The organism is Wolbachia endosymbiont (group A) of Clivina fossor (assembly GCF_964026865.1).
Taxonomy (GTDB): Bacteria; Pseudomonadota; Alphaproteobacteria; order Rickettsiales; family Anaplasmataceae; genus Wolbachia.
Window position 1 is genome coordinate 371252 of record NZ_OZ034707.1, and the last position, 20625, is coordinate 391876.

At 36.4% G+C, this 20625-nt stretch carries 11 protein-coding genes and 2 pseudogenes; 7 read left to right on the forward strand and 6 right to left on the reverse strand.

Annotation, left to right across the window (positions count from 1 at the left end):
• Window positions 1-666: 666 nt before the first annotated feature.
• A complete protein-coding gene (locus AAGD99_RS02055; protein ID WP_341823193.1) occupies window positions 667-3549 on the reverse strand; it encodes a WPE palindromic element domain-containing protein in 2883 nt (960 codons plus the stop codon).
• 107 nt (window positions 3550-3656) lie between these two features.
• Between AAGD99_RS02055 and AAGD99_RS02060 the strand changes: the two genes are divergently transcribed.
• The 7 genes and pseudogenes from AAGD99_RS02060 to AAGD99_RS02090 form a co-directional block, all read left to right on the forward strand.
• Window positions 3657-6761, forward strand: coding sequence for an AIR synthase-related protein (locus tag AAGD99_RS02060; RefSeq protein WP_341822438.1), 3105 nt, complete (start codon window positions 3657-3659; stop codon window positions 6759-6761).
• A 206-nt stretch (window positions 6762-6967) separates the two neighbouring features.
• On the forward strand, window positions 6968-7480 hold the full coding sequence (locus AAGD99_RS02065) for a hypothetical protein (RefSeq protein ID WP_253309619.1): 513 nt from the start codon (window positions 6968-6970) through the stop codon (window positions 7478-7480).
• Between the two features lie 307 nt (window positions 7481-7787).
• Window positions 7788-10583: an excinuclease ABC subunit UvrA gene (gene uvrA / locus AAGD99_RS02070; protein ID WP_341822439.1), complete on the forward strand. Its 2796-nt coding sequence runs from the start codon at window positions 7788-7790 to the stop codon at window positions 10581-10583.
• Window positions 10584-10637: 54 nt separating this feature from the next.
• The gene (locus AAGD99_RS02075) at window positions 10638-11312 is read left to right on the forward strand and encodes a hypothetical protein (protein WP_341822440.1); all 675 of its coding nucleotides are present in this window, start codon (window positions 10638-10640) and stop codon (window positions 11310-11312) included.
• A 90-nt stretch (window positions 11313-11402) separates the two neighbouring features.
• Window positions 11403-11855: pseudogene (locus tag AAGD99_RS02080) on the forward strand (ComF family protein); the annotation flags it as partial.
• Between the two features lie 66 nt (window positions 11856-11921).
• A protein-coding gene (locus tag AAGD99_RS02085; protein WP_341822251.1) for an IS630 family transposase occupies window positions 11922-12936 on the forward strand; the annotation gives its coding sequence in 2 pieces (ribosomal slippage) (window positions 11922-12386 and window positions 12388-12936; 1014 coding nt in all).
• A gap of 10 nt (window positions 12937-12946) precedes the next feature.
• Window positions 12947-13237 (forward strand): annotated as a pseudogene (locus tag AAGD99_RS02090) (ComF family protein); the annotation flags it as partial.
• A 440-nt stretch (window positions 13238-13677) separates the two neighbouring features.
• On the opposite strand, the gene AAGD99_RS02095 reads toward AAGD99_RS02090, so the two are convergent.
• The 5 genes from AAGD99_RS02095 to AAGD99_RS02115 form a co-directional block, all read right to left on the reverse strand.
• Window positions 13678-15246 (reverse strand): UDP-N-acetylmuramoyl-L-alanyl-D-glutamate--2,6-diaminopimelate ligase, encoded by a 1569-nt coding sequence (locus AAGD99_RS02095; protein WP_341822441.1) that lies wholly within the window; start codon window positions 15244-15246, stop codon window positions 13678-13680.
• Entirely contained in the window at window positions 15221-16462 is a 1242-nt protein-coding gene (gene metC, locus AAGD99_RS02100; RefSeq protein ID WP_264687837.1) for a cystathionine beta-lyase, read from the reverse strand. Before metC ends, AAGD99_RS02095 begins: the two co-directional genes overlap by 26 nt.
• Window positions 16463-16469: 7 nt before the next feature.
• Complete coding sequence (locus AAGD99_RS02105; protein WP_253309613.1) at window positions 16470-16754, reverse strand: BolA family protein; 285 nt, start codon at window positions 16752-16754, stop codon at window positions 16470-16472.
• A gap of 88 nt (window positions 16755-16842) precedes the next feature.
• Window positions 16843-18765 carry a molecular chaperone DnaK gene (gene dnaK, locus AAGD99_RS02110; RefSeq protein ID WP_341822442.1) on the reverse strand — a complete coding sequence of 641 codons (1923 nt, stop codon included), beginning with the start codon at window positions 18763-18765 and terminating at the stop codon, window positions 16843-16845.
• Window positions 18766-18852: 87 nt separating this feature from the next.
• The gene (locus AAGD99_RS02115; protein ID WP_341822443.1) at window positions 18853-20616 is read right to left on the reverse strand and encodes a ribonuclease E/G; all 1764 of its coding nucleotides are present in this window, start codon (window positions 20614-20616) and stop codon (window positions 18853-18855) included.
• Between the last annotated feature and the right edge of the window lie 9 nt (window positions 20617-20625).

The following is a 20625-nucleotide window of genomic DNA, read 5'->3' on the forward strand; positions in this document are numbered from 1 at the left end:
GCGTCTTATTTTTAATTTTTTGCACTATGTGCACCTTATGTCTTCACAACATTTCTAGGTTTTTACCTATATAAGCTGAAACGCGCTTATAAGTCGTTTAAGACAGTATAGTACGCCAATTTGCAGGATTAGGGAGTGAACACTAATTACCACGGGGTTTCTTTTGCCTTTTTTTCTGCTTAGTAAATTTCTTAAACATTTAAACAAAGGTGAGTTGCATTTAAAAGCAGCTAAATTGCAGTGTTTAAGACTTAAAAAACGCCAAATACTGAAAATAGACAATGACTAGGGCTTCTTTTGCCTTTTTTTTCGTTTGGTAAATTTCTTAACGTTTGTAGCTAAAAGAGCCCAAGAGAGGTGTCATCCCGCTGCTTGTTAGCGGGATCTATGTTAAGAGATACCGCGAATGAATCGCGGTATGACGTAGGACTGCTGTCATCCCAGTGCCCAGACACTGGGATCCAGTTTTCCATATAATCTCATCGAAAATGTTGTAACCACTTTCTATGCTAGTTTGCTTGCTTACAAGCAAACTTTTCTGGATCCCAGTGTCGGGGCACTGGGATGACATCATAGGGGCACTGGGATGACAGGAGAAGGAGGCTACTTGCATGACACCATTCTTTTTCCTGAATCCAAGTAGTCAAGCTACTCGGATGACACCATTTACAACCACTCCCCTACCCTTTCTAGCTGTTTATAGCTGTTAAATCTCAGGAATTTATCAAAATATGGAGAGGCAATAAAGGGTGTGGAATTACTTAAATAATTAGATAAAAAACCAGGCAGATCATTTTTTAATTCTTGCATTTTGTATCTATAATTTTGTATAGAAATAACTTTTATTTTATCATAATCAAGTTTCCAATAAGCAAGTTCTGAAACTTCTCTTTTTGTTATATGTTCTACCGCTAAGGCTTGCAAAATTAACTGTGGAAAAAACCCCGACATCACTTCTTCGTTGGAAGGTGGTGAACCAAGTTTATAGTCTATAATTGCTACTTGCCCACTTGGTAGATACTCAACTCTATCACATCTTGCTGTCAGTAAAATTTCTTGTGGGATCAGATCTCTATTTGTCATCCAAGCAGTTTCATACTGGGATACATCATCACAAGAAATATAGATTCCAGCGTCACGCGCTGGAATATGAAATATCGGACAGGTAAAACTCTTTTCCAACTCAACATAATTGCTTCGAGTCTCATCAAATTCGACAAAAGATTGAATTATCCTTTGCAGTCTTACCCACCACATATTTGAAAAATTAAACTGACTAGTCGAGAATGCTTTTCGTGCAATGCTCATTGGCGACTTTTTGTTGCGTAAATATCTTGCAAGAATGTTGTGCACCATAGTGCCAAATTCCAATATCGATGGCTTAAAATTCAAGTCTCTTAATTGTTTAAGGCCCAGTATATATTCAACGTAAAATGAATAAGGATTACGAATTAGCTTTTCTATTGCACTGCAAGACATCACCTGCATTTTTTCTTTTCTAACTTCGGTTTGAGGTTTTGGCATAGGCTGAGTACATGGAACAGTACATTCAGGCGTATTTAATATCCTCAGCCAATCGCGATACGGCTGTTTCCCCTCCTTGAGCAGAATTTCCAAACGCTGCAATAGAATTGGTTTTCTATGGCTTAGCGATCTTGTAATATAAACCTTACTTGCGCAAAACAAATTGTGTAAAGTATAAAAAAAATACCCCTGCTCTTCTTGCACAGAAGGAAGGTTAAATTTTTCTCTCGTAAGTGCATTCAAAAGCGGACTTTGAAAGCTTGGCGCTTCATTAAATCCAGCGAGTATTACAACTTTGTTGTGATATAAGCTGAATTTATTCAAGTCATTTGCTACAGAGAAAAACTCTTTCTCTAAAAATAAGGTCAGAATTTGGCTATATAACTCTAAGGAGCACTTAATTTCTATACCCTCACATGCATTCAAGAAATTACAGGTGAAATTACCTATTTCACTATTTAGCTCTGAAAAATTTATACCAGATAGCACATTAATACACTGCAAATGAGTTGCCACCACATCAGAAATAGGGCAATTTATAGAGTTAAGTAAAAGATTAAGTATAGCCTCCAACCTATTGATAATAAGCAATATATCCTCTTTATGTTTTAGCTTTTTATAGGTATTAATAGCATCTATAATATCTTTAAGGCCATTTGTACTAAAGTTGCGTAATATCTCTATTTCAAATTCAGATAAAATCTGAGAGTACTCTTCTTGAGTGTAATCAAAAGTCACTAGCCTATGTTTAAGGAGCGAAAGTAATGACACACTGCTCCAATTTGAGGTCAAAACTTCGATACTATAAAGTAGGAGTGTTATATAAGGATAATTTTCCGGTATGGCACTGTGTTGCCTTGATAAACATGCTATACGAGCTGCAAGTAATTTATCAAAGACAACCAAAGAAACGTTTTCATAACCTTCATTCTCTATAATTAATGATGTCACTTGTGCTTCTTCCTCTCTGGAATCACAAGTGATGACTTCAATATTGCCAATATGTCCATTACTAACTTTGCTTAGATCGGCAGTTGTATCAAAAATGTAATCTAGATATTCCTCAGGACTTCCTGTCATTCCAGCCCTTTGATTTTTGGTGTATGAACATTGCAATTTGCAGGTAATTTGAGTAGTAGATGGTGTCATTCCAGTGCTTGACACTGGAATCCAGTTTCTATTGCACAGCCACCTGGTGCGCTCATTTAAAGTTAAGTTTTCTGGATCCCAGTGTCGGAGCACTGGGATGACACCAGAACACGCTTCTGGCAGAAAACTAACATCCCTTCTATCCACTTTTAAATAATCGAGCAGATCTTTCAGGCAATATTGATAATGTTTTTTATCAAGTGATTGCCAATCTTTCTCTTTAATTTTCAAATTCAGATTAGGCAAAATTATTTTTCCAAACGGCAGGTCATATATAGCCTTAATTAACGACTTATCCTTTCCAATTCCAACAAAGATTATATGTTGGTCTTTTTGTAAAGAGATTATCATATTGTTTATGTAATCACTCTTATGTTCTAATATATCTACTACTCCTAAATCTTTTAAAATTTTATTCCAACTCTCAATGAGTAAGCTTATGAAATTCTCTATTTTTTTTGAATGTTCATCGAATTGATAACAATCCGTTGTTTGGGTAGATTGAATTTTATCAAGCAAGGATGGCAGGCTATAAGCTAAATCAATGGGGAAATTATCATTATTTTTTCTATTCCACTCCAATATGAATTGAATGAGTAGCAGCGTCCTCTTTGTTGGATTGATAACTTTAACTCTATCAAGATTTAATATTAAATCCTCTTCATCAATGTTTTCCAGTGAAACTATCTCTGGCAAAATTATGCATTTTTTAGCGTTATAATTCTTGAACGCACTCAGCAGCGCTATTACATCCCTTTTGCAGGGAAGTATGATCTTTATCTCGGGAATTTTTTCTCTTTCATATTCAGAAAATATGTGCTGAACCAATACATTGAAAAAGGACTCATCCACATTAACGGTAAAAACTCTTCCCACTAACAGTAACAATTAATACAATATTTTATTATATAGAAATCACTCAAAATATAAATGTGCTCGCAGTTTCTTATGCTATGATATATTAAAGTCTTTCACAATATTACATGGCAAACATCAGAATAGAAGTTTTAAATAAATGTGAACAAGTTGGCCGCAGAAGGGTAGTTAATGTTTACTTGATTTACATAAGCAAAGAATTACCATCAAAATTACATGAAGAAATTTGTGGGCTATTTTATAATAAAGTCATACAAGACTGCCGTTATTATTCCTACAATGAAAACCTTGAAGAAGTTCAATATAACTTCATAGAACCACAAGCAAAGTGGGGCTTGGAGATAAGCTTTTTACCTGGCATGACCGACAATGTGGGCAACACAGCGAAACAAATTATTACAGAATATTTAATAAGCAAAGGCTATATCGACCAGCCTGTCATCCCAGCCCTCCCTTCTGTCATCCAAGTAGCTGACACTGGGATCCAGAAAGAGAAAACGCAGATTCCAGCGTCACGCGCTGGAATGACACCAATTGAGATCAAAGCAAGAAGTTCAAAATTGATTCTAAGTCAAGGGAATTTGCCAACTGAAGATGATATAAAACAAGAATTCAACCCTATCACTGAATATTGCACACTTATCTGTAAGAACTATAGCTGGAAATATTATGGTAAATCGAATACAACACCTGGTGTCATCCCAGTGCCCCGACACTGGGATCCAGAAAATTTCAAGCAATTGTATAATGCAAACTGGATTCCAGTGTCAAGCACTGGAATGACAGAAGGTAGGGTTGGGATGAAAGAGGATAGTACTAAGTCTGTTGACCTCAATGTGAGTGACCAAGAGCTTGAAAAAATCAGCAGAGATGGAATCGATGGTAATGGCACTTTAGGGCTCTCGCTGGCAGCAATGAAAGCTATAAAGGATTACTTTAAAAAACTCGGTAGAAATCCATATGATATTGAACTTGAGTCTCTGGCACAGACTTGGTCTGAACATTGTAAACACAATATTTTTTGCTCCCCTATTGATGAAATAAAAGACGGTCTATATGCTCATTATATTAAGCGTGCAACGCGTGAGATAAATTCTGACATATGCGTGTCAGTTTTCTCCGACAACGCAGGAGGAATAATTTTTGATGACGATTACTTGATTGTAGATAAAGTTGAAACTCACAATAGCCCTTCAGCTCTTGATCCATTTGGTGGAGCAATGACCGGAGTGCTTGGAGTTAATCGTGATATAGTGGGTTTCGGGAAAGGCGCGGAGCCTATAATGAATACCTATTACTTTTGCTTTGCCAAAGAAGCAAAAGGCAAATTTTATAGGGACAAGGAGCGTACTGATGAGATTTTACCGCCAAAATATATAATGAAAGAAGTGATTCATGGCGTTAATGTTGCTGGCAACTGCTGCGGTATTCCAACACAACTTGGATCAGTATATTTTGACGATAGATTTTGTGGAAAGCCGCTGGTCTTTGTTGGAAGTGTTGGAACTATTCCGCGCAGTATAAATAATGTACCTTCACACATCAAAGGGCCTAAAAACGGCGATAAAATCGTAATTATTGGTGGAAGAGTTGGAAGAGATGGAATTCACGGTGCAACGTTTTCTTCAGAGGCTTTGTCGGGAAACAGCCCTTCAACGATTGTGCAAATTGGCGACCCCATAACACAAAAAAAACTATCCAATGCCGTCATAAAAGCAAGAGAGCTTGGTCTTTATAATGCAATAACGGATAATGGAGCAGGCGGTCTATCATCGTCCATTGGTGAAATGGGAAAAGACGGATTTGAAGTTGATTTGAGCAAGGTTCTCCTTAAAAACGATGGTATGGCTCCGTGGGAAATATGGATATCAGAATCACAAGAGAGAATGACCTTAGCAGTGCCAGAAGAAAATCTTCCTATGTTTAAGCAAATCATGAAAAAACATGATGTGGAGGTTTGTGTGATTGGAGAGTTTAACGAAAGTGGTAAAGCTGTTGTTAAATGTCCTGAAGGGAAAGTAATAATGGACATCGAAACTGAATTTCTGCATGACGGTAATCCCAAAGTGCATTTACAGACAAAGCCATGGTCTAAGGAGCCTGCTGTCATTCCAGCGCACAACACCGAAATGATACTCAGCCAAGAGACTGAACTAAAAGAAATGCTAAGCAGACCAAACATATGCAGCAAAGAGTTTATAGTGGTGCAATATGACCATGAGGTTCAAGGATCGTCAATACTGAAACCAATGCAAGGCAAGGGAAGAGTGTGCAGTGAAGCTGTTGTCTCGAGGCCAGTCCTTTCTTCAAACAAAGGTGTTGTAAAATCGCAGGGATTTGGCTCAAGTTATGGAGAAATTGACACTTATCACATGGCAGCATGTGCGATTGACACTGCAATACGCAACTACGTAGCTGCAGGAGGAAATATAAATCATCTAGCGTTGCTCGACAATTTTTGCTGGTGCGATGCTTATAATCCAGAAAGGCTATGGCAGCTAAAGAAAGCTGCAGAGGCTTGTTACGACTTTGCAACTGCATTTAAAACGCCATTCATATCCGGAAAAGACAGTATGTTCAATGACTTCAAGGGATATGACGAAAATGGCGAGAAAGTGATGATATCTGCACCACCTTCATTACTCATTTCAGCAATTGGAGTTATAGAAAATATTGAAAATGCGGTATCGCTTGATGTGAAAATGCCAGGGGACTTGATATATGTGCTTGGTACAACCCACGATGAGCTTGGCAGATCTGAATATCAGTTATATAGTGGAATAGATAATAACAACGTGCCAAAAGTTGATGCAAAGAGCGCTAGGAAGTTGTATGAGCGTTACAACCAGGCAATAAAAGATGGCATAATTGCCTCTGCAATTGCACCAAACTTGGGCGGATTAATTATTGCTCTGGCAAAATCGCTAATTGCAGGAGACCTTGGTGCTGAAATCGATCTTTCACTAGTACCAATAGGAAAAACACAAAATACAGACATAATAAACAAGATAATAATGTTTTCTGAATCGCAAAGTAGAATTTTGGTTACTATTGCACCACAAAATCAGCAGAGGTTTGAAGAATTGTTTAAAGGCGTAGTTTATTCATATATTGGTGAAGTAACAGAGAAAAAGGTGCTAAACATAAAGGATGTTTTAAAAGTAAATCTGAAAGATTTGGGAAATAGTTATTATATAGCTAAAGTAACTTAGGTTTACAGACGATTTGATAAACGACAAACTCGTCATCCCGCTGCTTGTTAGCGGCCGCGGCGGTATGACGTAGGAAAACCTTTCTTGGGTAGCTATAGCATGTCAGTTTAAAATGTTTTTTGTTTTCCATTAGGTTAAATAACTCTTTCACTATGTGCAATATTTACTTAAAATAAATGTATGTCATTAAATTTGGGTAGGTAGTTATGTCTATTTTACTGACACTCTTATTTATCAGTCTTTCTTTACTCAACGCTTCAAATAAATTGATGATATGTGCTGCTTTATTTATAGGAGCTGCTTTAGTTGTAAATTCAATGGTTGAATTTTATGGCAAAGAAAAAGCTACGTATAGCTTAATAGTGTGTACAGCGCTATGCTGTATTTTAAAATGGCAAAGTTTTAGTTTGATGATATTGACTTCATATGCTGCAATTTTAGTATCTCTTCTCTCGAGCATAATTGTTTTTGAAAAATTGAAGTCCAAGTTGAATTTTCATATGGCAAATTTCATTACTTTAATTATGGCATCAGTAATTGATAGTGCCGTTGTATGTGTTGGATTACTATACAAATTTTCTGCAGGTAAATGCTTAGCAATATATATTAGAGATTTAATTTTTAAGTTTTCTTATGCGTCAGTATTAAGCATCTGCTTGTTTGTAGGAATGTATTTATTTTGCTTGGCGAACAAGAAGTATTTTAAGATTTCCACATAACCTGTTTTCTGATATAGCTAAACTGACTTTGGGTCCTGGGGATGTATTTGGTGGTCCTAATACGTAACAACAGTTTAGAATTTATAGGTAGTAGATTTGCCCTAAGACTCTAACACAAGTTGTACAGCCCTACGTCATACCGCCCGGTATCTCAGCATAGATTCCGCTAACAAGTAGCGGAATGACGATTTATCAAACGCTGCCTAATTTTCCGTAACAGTTGAAAAAATCAATAGAAAATCAACATATCACTGTAAATTCATGTATTTTAAGGCTATAATGGTTAAAATACGTTATATAGTATAATATGGACGATTTTATAAGAGTTAAGGGTGCAAGGGAACATAATCTGCAAGGTATAGATGTCAATATACCGAAAAATAAGCTAGTTGTTATAACTGGGCTAAGTGGTTCTGGTAAATCTAGTCTCGCATTTGATACGATTTATGCAGAAGGCCAACGCCGATACGTTGAAAGCCTATCAGCTTACGCGCGTCAATTTCTCAACATTCAGGATAAACCAGATGTTGAGTCGATTACAGGTCTTTCCCCTGCAATATCTATCAACCAGAAATCGATCTCAAAAAATCCAAGGTCAACAGTTGGAACTGTTACCGAAATTTACGATTACTTGCGCTTAGTATATGCACGAATAGGGGTTCCTTATTCACCTGTAACTGGATTACCGATAACAAAGCAAACTGTATCTCAAATTGTAGATACTATAATTGCGTTACCTTTAGAAACTAAAATATATATACTTGCCCCTGTTGTGCGTGGTAGAAAGGGAGAACATCTCAAAGAGATATTGGAAATTAAAAGACAAGGTTACGTAAGGTTCAAAATAGATGGTGAAGTGTACAATGTAGATGACTTGCCTAAACTCGATAAGAACAAGAAACACGACATTTTTGTGGTTGCAGATAGAATATCAATATTGGGCGATATAGGAAATCGACTGCCAAGTAGTATAGAATCCGCACTAAAACTTGGTAATGGTCTAATGTATGTAGAAGTAGTAAACCTACCTGACAACCATAATTCCGAGTATAAAAATGGTCAAATTCTGACTTTTTCAGAGAATTTTGCATGCCCCGAGTCTGGTTTCACTCTTGAGGAAATAGAACCAAGATTATTTTCTTTTAACAGCCCTTACGGTGCATGTGGTTCGTGTAATGGGCTTGGTAAAAAGCTGGCTGTTGATGTAAAGCTGATAGTGCCAGATGAAACTCTTTCAATATCTGAGGGTGCTTTAAAGCCAGTAGGACCAATGTTCCGTCAAGTGCACACAAGTTATGGATTTCTAAAAAGTGCAATTCTATCACTGGCTGAAAATTGTAAATTTAGCCTTGATGTTCCGTGGAAGAACATAGATCAAGAAGTAAAAGATATGATACTCTTTGGCTCTAATAAATTTCAAGGTTTGATCAGTATCTTGGAGAACCAGATGGATTATGATGAAACGCTTGTTGAGCGATACTGCTCTGTTATTCATTGTAAGGAATGTACTGGCTATAGATTGAGAAAAGAAGCACTCACAGTGAAAATTGATAGCAGACATATAGGTGAAATATCAGGGCTCAGCATCGATAAATCCCTTAAGTGGTTTGAAAATTTGCCAGACAAGCTCACAGAACAACAGAAGCAAATCTCAAGTAAAATATTAAATGAAATAATCAAGAGGCTAGCATTTCTAAAGAATGTAGGGTTGAATTACCTAACGCTCGATCGAGAATCTAGCACTCTCTCTGGCGGTGAGAGTCAGAGGATCAGACTTGCTTCGCAAATTGGCTCTGGTTTAACAGGAGTGCTGTATGTGCTTGATGAACCCTCGATAGGCCTTCATCAATGCGATAATGATCGGTTAATTGCTACACTGAAAGACTTGAGAGACATGGGTAACACTGTAATCGTTGTTGAGCATGATGAAGATACAATAATGGCTGCTGATTATGCGATTGATATTGGTCCTGGAGCTGGCGTAAATGGTGGAAAAGTTATTGCAGAAGGAACACCAGACCAGGTGCAAAGAAATTCAGGGAGCATAACAGGGCAATATTTGAGTGGAGAGAAAAAAATTTTAATTCCAAGGAGAAGAAAGCAAGCAACTCAGTTCATAAAAGTAATAAATGCATGTGAAAATAACTTAAAAAATGTGAACGTTAAATTTCCTATAGGGAATCTTATTTGTGTTACTGGAATATCAGGAGGGGGAAAATCAAGTTTAGTCATAGAAACGTTATATAAATATTCAGCACATAAGATATATCATTCGTCTGCACGGTATGGTCGGTGTGATAGAATAGAAGGCCTTGAATATATAGATAAAGTTATAGAAGTTGATCAGTCGCCAATTGGTAGAACTCCTGCGTCAAATCCAGCAACATATGTCGGTATGTTTACTCATATAAGAAATTGGTTTGCAGGTCTTTCGGAGTCAAAAGCAAGGGGATATAATATAGGCCGGTTTTCATTTAATACCAGAGGGGGAAGGTGTGAGGCTTGTAAAGGTGATGGGCACTTAAAGATAGAGATGCATTTTCTACCGGACGTTTATGTGAAGTGTGAGCAGTGTAAAGGGCGAAGGTATAATCGTGAAACATTGGAAGTTACTTATAAAGGAAAATCAATCTCTGATGTACTTGATATGACGATAGATCAGGCTTGTGATTTTTTTGAAAACCTTCCAATGGTAAAAGAAAAGTTGGTTTCTTTGCAGGAAGTGGGGCTTGGCTATATAAAACTCGGACAGTCGTCAACAACGTTGTCTGGGGGTGAAGCACAACGAATAAAGCTGTCCAAAGAGCTATCAAAACGATTTACCGGAAGAACATTGTATATTCTTGATGAGCCAACAACTGGATTACACTTTGAAGATATAAATAACTTACTAAAAATACTCCATAGATTAGTCGATCTGGGAAACACTGTTATAGTTATCGAGCACAATTTGCACGTTATAAAAACTGCAGATTATATAATAGACATCGGACCAGAGGGCGGAATAAAAGGCGGAGAAGTGATTGCTACTGGAACTCCAGAAGAAGTGGCAAAAATTCCAGAAAGTGTTACAGGCAGGTATCTTAAAACGTATTTATTATAAACTATTTCTTAATTATATTAGGCTAGGTTGCATATTTATGATTTGGAGAGGGTAATGTCAATATATCAATATTTTAAAAGGTATGCTAAACATGGAATTGTACCTGCTAAGAGAGCAGAAGATTGCACACTAGCTCCAGAAAGTAGTTTCTATAAATCTGTAAGTTATGTTGATAGTGTGTTAGGACCTGTGAAAGATGTAATTTGTGGAGCTGGAAGTAAAGACGATTATAACAAGTATTATAAAAACAATGATAAATGTGAATACGTGGGTTACAGGGCAGAGGAAGTGTTTCCACTTTGTGAACGGGGTGCTTTTCTAGTAGCTAGCATAATATTGCAACCTTTATGTTTGATACTAGCATATTTGTCATACTTCCCAATTAAGTTATTATCAAAAATAACAGGGGACTATTGTTTAAAAGCAAGTACAAAATCATTAGTTGATCATTCAAATGCATTTTTAAGTGCTGGGCAAGATTGTGCTAGTGCAGTAGCTGAAGTATTTAACAAGATTGTAAGTTATTCTTGCGCTGCTATCATTTGGGCTGCCGCGTCAATGATAACGCCACTTGTGTGGGCTTGCAACAAAGTGCAAAGTAAGTTAAGTGAAATACAGGAGCCAGAAAAACATCAGCTTTTATCTAATCGGAGTGATTCGGAGACTACTTTAGTCAATGGTATACCGCAAACTTATAAGTTCTGCTTTTTCAGCAGTGGCTCAGTTTGAATTACATTGAGATGAAATAAAAAGTGAAAGAGTGTAAGCACAAGTTACTTTAGCTATACTATATAAATTTTATAATATATTTAATGAATTGTGAACCTTCTCTTACTAAAAAAAGCTACAAATCTTATATTTCCGAACGTATGCGTAAGTTGCGAATATATCATTGATGAAAATCTTAATCTGTGTAGTGAATGCAACAAAAAAATCAATTTTCTAACTAAGCATTACTGCAATGTTTGTGGCGTAGTAATCTCAGACAATATTCATACGTGTGGTAAGTGCATCATCAATCCTCCACCGTTTAAAGTATTAAGATCAGTTTTTGCTTATGATCAACATAGTAAAAACATGATTATAAATTTCAAATTTTTTGATAATTTGAATTACGTAAAAATCTATGCAAAGTGGATACACCAAGCTAATCAGGATACGTTTCAGAACGCAGAGGTCATAATTCCTATACCGTTACATAAAATGCGCTTGTTTAAACGTAAATATAATCAAGCAGCATTACTTGCAAAAGAGTTGAGTAATACCAATTCCTAAAAATAAATAGACGAATAAAGAAAAATTTCTAAAATAGAATAATTTAAGAATTAGTGGGGAGTTATGGCAGGAAAAAGTAAAGCAATAGGAGAAGAATTATATAATAAGTGTAACCTGGAATTAAAGAAGCACGGCATAAGAGGAGAGATAGGAAGAAGATTACAGGCAATAATATCTGCAAAAGAATATGGAATAACAAAAGTTGTTCAAATATACCGAATTACTAGAACTACATTGATGAAGTGGATTACAAGATTTAAGGAAGGAGGAGTCAATGCGTTTAAAATACAACCAGGACGTGGAGTAAAGCCGAAGTTGAGCTACAAGCAGCAAGAAGAAATTAAAAATGTCATAGCAGAAGAAGGAGCCAACCTAACGGCTAAGAAATTAAAAATCATAATTGAGAAAATGTTTTCTATTGAGGTAAGTAAGTCTACAGCACATAGACTGATGCAAAAGTTAGGTTTTTCGTATATTACTCCAAGGCCTGTGCACAATAAACAGGATAAAAATAAACAAGAAGAGTTTAAAAAAAAATCTTAATGAAACTATTGTCACGTATCCCGAAAAAGAGCTATTTTTCTTCGATGAGTCGCGGTTTGGCACACATTCAAAGATTGGACACGGGTGGTTTAAAAAAGGCATTAGGACACAGGTTAAGGTAAAATTAGGTAGGCAAAACTTTTATCTCTATAGTGCAGTTAATCCTAGAAATGGAGAGAGTTCTAGCTTATTCGTACCAAACGTCAATACTGATTGTATGAATATATTCCTTGAGCAGATGTCACAATATTTAGGAACAAGGGAGGCATTTCTTGTTGTGGATTGTGCAGGATGGCATAGATCCAAAGGTTTAAAAATACCACAAAATATTACCTTAATCTATTTACCTCCATATTCACCAGAGTTAAATCCAGTAGAGCGTTTATGGCAATATTTGAAAGACAATCTCATTAAAAATAGAATATATGACTCTGTTAGTTTATTGGAGGATACTGTATGTGCATTCATTCGTAATATTACGGAAAGTTCGATCAAAACCATTTGTTCTGTGAGTTATTTGCCTACTTATTTATGAGATTTGGTATAAGTTGTCCAATTTATCCTATACGCCATTTGCAATAAAACGTCTTCGCCATACTGCGCCTCAAGCTGGTCTTTCACTTAAACAGCGTGAAAAAAATTTGAAAAAGGCTTTTAGCATAAGCAACAAGAAAATTATCGAAAATAAAATCGTGATATTAGTTGATGATGTGGTAACAACCGGAGCAACTGTAAGATCTTGCTCTCAAGAAATTTTAAACTCCGGTGCAAGAGAAGTGAGAGTGCTATCACTTGCAAGAACGGTGAATGATTGGACCTCTTGCATAAAAAATTAGCAGTCAGTGTCATCCAAGTAGCTTGACTACTTGGATCTATTTTTTTCTAGATTCCAGTGCCAGCGTTACGCACATAGCTGTACGAACATTGTCTGCCAAGGAGGGTGTCATCCCAGTGCCCCGACACACAGCTGTACGAACATTGTCTACCAGGAGGATGTCATCCCAGTGCTTGACACTGGGATCCAGGAAAGTTTGCTTGTAAACTGATTTGTTGAGTATGAAAAGTAGCTGATCTTATACTAAATTGATAAGGTTGCATAAAAAGCTAAATTCCAGCATCAGCTACTTTCATGACACCAATCCCTGCCATCCACTGGATCTATGCTCTTTTTTTCCTGGATCCCAGTGTCAAGCACTGGGATGACATCACTTTTGCTTCAATATTCGCACATTAGCCACGTCCCTGAACAGATACGGAGGTAAGCCCATTGTGAAAATCAGTATGTTAAGGCATGATTTTTAATAACCTCAACATCACTGAATTCAAAAGTTTGGCCGCTCACGATTTGGTATCCTTCATGCCCCTTTCCTGCAACTAGCAGAATCATACCCTCGTTATAGGCAATATCTACTCCTTTCTCTATAGCTTCTCTTCTATCTTCTATCTCTAGCGCATTAGGGCAATGTAGTAAAATACCACGACGAATTTCTGCAGGATTCTCATCACGCGGATTGTCATCCGTGATTATCACTTTATCTGCATATATTTGTGCTACTTTACCCATTTCTGCGCGTTTTGTTTGATCACGATTGCCACCACAACCAAAAACTAGAATTATTTTTTTATTGAAGTGCCATTTTAAAGACAATAGGGCTTGTTTAAGCGCACTTGGAGTATGAGCGTAATCCACAAATGCAAAAGGTTTCACTTTTTCCATTCTTCCTGGTGGAGAAACGAGTTTTTCTACGCATATTTCTCTGTAATTCAGTCCAGACGAGGTAACTATACCCATTGCACACAACAGATTATATGCTTGAAATTGCCCCAGAACCGGAAAAAACGTATCATAAATTTCACCACCAATTTTTATTGTAAGGTGTTGACCATTAGGGGTTGGTGTTTGCTCCAATAAAGTAATATCAGAGCCTGTTTTTCCATAGGTGATAATTTTGTTGCTGCGTTTTTCAGCTATCTTAAGCAACCCGTAGTATTCATCTATATCCGCATTTAAAATCGCTGTTTTTCCTTCTGGTAATACCTCGTAAAATAACCTTTTTTTAGTTTCTAAATATTCACCAAGATTTTTATGGTAATCTAAATGATCTTGCGAGAAATTAGTAAAAGCTGCAGCACTCAACTTTAATCCATGGATTCTATATTGATCAATCCCATGACTTGATGCTTCTAACACTAAGTGTTCTACATTTATACCACGCAATGTTGCGTAAAGGTCATCTGCATCTGGAGTGGTAAGACTGTTGCTATTACCTTTTCTACCATTATTGATGCATGTTCCAAGTGTTCCAATAGACGCAGCATTATAGCCAGAGTTTTGCCAGATCTGGCGGCAAAATTCTACTACTGAAGTTTTACCATTCGTACCCGTTACAGCAGCAACATATTTGGGCTGTTTGAATTGATAAAACCTGCTGACTATTTCGCTGTATATTTCTTGAGGATTTGGGTGTTCAAGCACTGCAAAGCTCGAAGTATCTGTCATTCCAGTGCGTGACACTGGAATCCAGTTTTTATTATACAATTGCCTAGTGTGCTCATTTGCAATTAAATTTTCTGGATCCAAGTAGTCAAGCACTGGGATGACATCTTTTTTGGTTCCTTGTATGACAACGTCTACACAGTCGTGTGCGTGATACTGGGATTCAGTAGGAAAAATCTGGATACATGCTGGTTTTCTAGATTCCAGCGTCACGCGCTGGAATGACACCGCAGACACACAAACAAAAAGATAACCTTCCTTGACTCTCTTGGGATTACATGTAACGCCCTTGATTTCAACGTCAAAGTTAACATCAACAATATCATGCAGTAATTCTCTCAGTTTCATGTCCTACTTCATCGTTTTGAAAGTCTAAACATGGTAACCTTTTTAGTGCGTCATTAAGGTCAAAGATTAAATCTTCAGGATCTTCCAGTCCACAAAATATTCGCACGAAACTTCCACCACAATCTGAATTCATTACAGATCTTGACATAGATCTACGATCTACTGGTAATATCAAACTGTCGCACCCTCCCCAAGAAGCACCAATACTAAAAATTTTCATATGATCAACCATGCAGCTTAGTTCTTCACATGAATATTCTCTATCCAGTGCTATACTGAATGTGCCGCTTGCTCCTTTGAAGTAACTTTTCCATAATTCGTGTTGAGGATGGGAGGGAAGTGCTGGATATAAAACCTTTCTAACTTTTTGCTGTGCTTCTAGCCACTTTGCCACTTCCATTGCTGTATTTTGGTGCCTTTTCATACGTGTGTGCAGTGTTCTTAGTCCCCTGTGTGCAAGGTAGCAGTCGTGCGATTGAATGGTTACTCCATAATTTTTATAGCTCTCATAAAGCAATTTAAAAATTTCACCTTCAGCAATAATAGCTCCCATAACTAAATCTGAGTGACCGGCTAGATACTTTGTCACTGAATATAGTGCAACATCAATTCCATAATCAAGCGGCTTAAATAACAAAGGAGTGGCCCATGAATTGTCGCAAACGGTTACGATTCCATGTTCTTTAGCAACTTTTACTATATGCTCTATATTCGAAATCTCAAACATTATAGAACCAGGAGTCTCGATCATTATCAATGAAGTATTACTCTGAATTAAATCAGTTATATCCTGCGTTGGATCATAAAAAGTTACTTCTGTTCCTCTTTTTGGTAGCTCATTTTCTGCAAACCTCCTAAGCCTATAATAACTATTATCTTGAATTAAAACGTGCGAGCCTGCTTTAGTGAAAGTCAAAATAGCAAAAGTAAGTGCAAATAGTCCGGAAGGATAAATAAGCGCTTGTCCACTCCCTTCAATTTCAGCCAGTGCATTTGAAAGATAATGGACAGTAGGAGTACCAACATTACTGTAGCTATAATCCCTTGCAACACCATCGTTGATTACATCGTATATACTTTCTCCATTTGCTGCATTCAAGTAGTCCTTGTAAGTAGGAAATAATATGGTAGAAGAATGATAAACTGGCGGGTTCATAGAACCTTTATAGTCATTAAATTTTCTTCCTGCTTTAACTAATATAGACTCTTCCTTCACATTTTTATTATTTATTTTTTAAATTGTACTCGTTTTGCGTATACAAGTGAAGAGAAATTGCATGTATTAGCTCTATCTCACCCTTCAATAACTCATAAATCAACTTATGTCTTTTTAGAATGCTCATTCCAATAAAGCCGTCAGATATTAATATTAATTTAATGTGCGAAGGTAATGTTGAAGATGAAGCAAAATAATGATCAGCATGCTTTGCTGATTCATCGACAATGTTGATATCAATTACATCTATCGAATCGCGTATCTTTTCTTCTATTGTTTTAATAATATCCATAATGGTTTCTTTAAGCAACAACATGCTCCTCTTGTCATCCAAGTAGCTGACACTGGGATGACAGGAAAAGTGATATAACAATACACCCTTATTTATTCTCTTCCTTATTATCTATGTCTTGATAATCAGAATCTACTACTTTTTCTTCTTTATCATTTGGATTCCCTTCTGATGAAAAGCCATTTCCAGCACTATTTTGTTGTGAGGCATTATACATAGCTTCTCCAAGTTTCATAGATAATTGAGAAAGATTAGTAACTTTCTGCTGGATTGAATCAGCGTCATCAATGTTATCAGATTTACTAACTTCTTTTAATTCGTTAACTGCATTTTCAATAGCAGATTTATCTTCTGGTGAAACTTTATCACCATACTCTGTCAGAGACTTTTCTGTAGAATGAACTAAACTATCCGCTTGATTCTTCACTTCAATAAACTTTTTGCGCTTTTCATCTTCTTGCGCTTTTTCTTCAGCTTCTTTTACCATGCGATTTATTTCATCATCAGATAGACCACCTGAAGATTGAATGCGTATTTTTTGCTCTTTTCCAGTAGCTTTATCTTTTGCAGAAACGTGTGCTATTCCATTTGCATCTATGTCAAATGTTACTTCGATCTGAGGAACTCCACGAGGAGCAGGAGGTATCCCTTCCAAACTAAACTGACCAAGTAGCTTGTTATCAACCGCCAATTTTCTTTCACCTTGATGTACCTTAATTGTAACGGCTGTTTGGTTATCTTCTGCAGTTGAAAACACCTGAGATTTTTTAGTAGGAATAGTAGTATTACGTTCAATAAGTGGAGTGAATACTCCTCCTAGAGTCTCAATACCAAGAGAAAGTGGAGTCACGTCAAGTAGTAACACATCTCTTACATCACCTTGAATGATTCCCGCCTGTATTGCAGCTCCAATTGCTACAACTTCATCAGGATTTACTCCTCTATGTGGATCTTTGCCAAAGAATTCTTTAACTTTCTCTATGACTTTTGGCATACGAGTCATGCCACCAACGAGAACCACTTCGCCAATTTGACTAGCAGACAAACCAGCATCCTCAAGAGCTTTTTTACAAGGAGCCATAGTTCTTTCGATTAAACCATTCACTAAGCTTTCAAGTTTTGCTCTCGTTAATTTCATATTTAAGTGTTTTGGACCACTTGCATCAGCTGTAATAAACGGTAGATTTATTTCCGTTTCCATTGCACTTGATAATTCAATTTTCGCTTTTTCAGCAGCTTCTTTGATTCTTTGCATAGCCATTGGATCATTTTTCAAATCAATGCCATTACTTTTCTTGAATTCATCTAGTAAATAACTCACTATTACGTTATCAAAGTCTTCACCTCCAAGATGAGTGTCACCATTTGTAGCCTTTACTTCAAAAACCCCTTCACCTATTTCAAGTATTGAGACATCAAATGTACCACCACCAAGGTCATATACCACTATTGTGTGCCCATGTTTCTTATCAAGACCATAAGCAAGCGCTGCAGCAGTCGGTTCATTTACTATTCTGAGCACATTTAATCCGGCGATTTTTCCTGCATCTTTTGTTGCTTGACGTTGAGAGTCGTTGAAGTATGCTGGCACTGTTATCACAGCATCTTTTACTTCCTCTCCAAGATAAGCTTCTGCTGCTTCTTTCATGTTTTGTAGTATGAATGCACCAATTTGACTAGGAGAGTATTCTTTATTATCAGTGGTTTTAACCCATGCGTCACCATTTTTTGCTGCAAACACTTTATACGGCACGTTTAGATTTTTCATTTCAGAATCACCGTATTGACGGCCTATTAATCTCTTAGTAGCAAAAAAAGTATTACTTGCATTGGTGGTTGCTTGTCTTTTTGCAGGAGCGCCAATCAACCTTTCTCCTGACGAAGTAAATGCAACTATAGATGGAGTAGTTCTTGCCCCTTCTTTATTTTCTATTACCTTTGTATCCTTGCCCTGCATTATTGCAATACAAGAATTTGTTGTTCCGAGATCTATGCCTATTGCTCTTCCCATAATGAGTACCCCATTGTAAATATTATCTGATATAAGAATATATAAGTATAGGACTTATTAATTACAAGCCCAATTTAGGGTTTCTAATTAGTTATTAGAACTTAAAAAGCGCGAAAGCCATTTAGTCAGCCAAAAATTGCCTCGTAGTTTATTTGAATTATCAACTTCTTCATTGCTGCTATCCTCAATTTGGTATCCAGAGTTCTGTAATGGCTTATAACCGTTTGAATTAACATCATCTCCTTGTTTTAAAACAAATGTATTTACATCTAAACTGTTATCAATACTAATGTTCAATGTAATATTAAACTCTTTTTCGATTGTAGAAACTGTATTCCTTTTATTATTAAAAATATGCGCTATAACCGCACTATGCGCTACTAAATCAAAAGACTTATTTTGGTTCCTATGAGCAATGTGTTGTAAATCCCTTAGTATCGATGCAACAATTACTTCGTTCGATTTTACTCTTCCAATACCCTTGCAGTGTAAACACTCTGTAGTATTAATTTCTTGTATGTTTGGTTTAATTCTTTGTCTTGAAAATACCATTAAACCAAAGTCATTTATGTAGCTAAATTGAACTTTAGCTTTATCGTCTTTAAACGCTTGCTTTATAGCAGACTCAACAGCTCTGCAATACTGATATTTCAACATGTCAATAAAATCGACTACTATTAATCCTGATAGGCCCCTAAGATTCACCTGTCTTGATATTTCAGGTACTGCTTCCATATTGGTTCTATAAGCTGTTTCTTCTATGCTATCTTCTCCTGTCATCTTTCCTGAATTTACGTCTATTGAAACAAACGCCTCAGTTAAAGTTATTACCAAAGACCCACCAGATGGCAACTCTACCCTATTGCTATATAACTCAGAAATTTGATCTTCGATTCCATAGTAAGTAAAGATTGGGATAGAACCTCTATACAATCTGTAACGCAACTTACTACCTTTTAATGCATTTTTAGTATATTGTCTCACTGCTTCAAAAGCTTCCTTCCCAGATACTATGACTTCTATACCATCGCTACAAAAATCACGAACAGATCTCATAATTACATCTGCTTCGTTGTAAATTAATGATGGAGCATTTACAGAGAAGGCATTTTTTTGAATGCTCTGCCATAATGAGGATAAGTAATTGTAATCCTGCTCAATTTCTTTCTTATCTTTTCCTGAACCAACAGTTCTTACTATTAAACCTGATCTTTTTGGCAAGTTTATTGAACTCAGTATATCCTTTAACTGCTTTCTGACATTAGCATCTTCAATTCTGCGAGACACTCCACCTTTACTCATGGAATTTGGCATGAAAACACAGTATCTACCCACTAAAGTTATGTATGTTGTAAATGAAGCTCCTTTATTGCCTCGTTCCTCTTTAGTTAGCTGGACCAATACTTTTTGATTTACTGAAATAACATCTTGTAATTTGTATTTTTTATATAAAGGTACCTCTCTTACAAAACCACTACCTAACTCGTTGACATTCTTACTAGCTGCAGAATCTGAAGAAACATTTGCTGAAGCTTCTTCTGTACAATCGTCATTTGAGTAGCCCTCAAAGATAGTTTCCTTTTCTTTTTCTGGAATATTGAAGTAATCTAGAGATATCTCGGAAAAAGATAAAAAACCTTGCTTGTTTTTTCCATATTCAATAAATACGGCTTGCAAAGAAGGCTCTATACGCTTTACATAAGCAACGTATATATTACCTCTTAATTGTTTTTTTTCCTTGAATTCTTGTTCAAATTCTACAACCTTATTATTAACTGATAAGGCAACTCTTACCTCATTAGAACAGGCAGAATTTTCTATCAATAATAACCTTTTGCCACTATTTGCCACTTATTTACC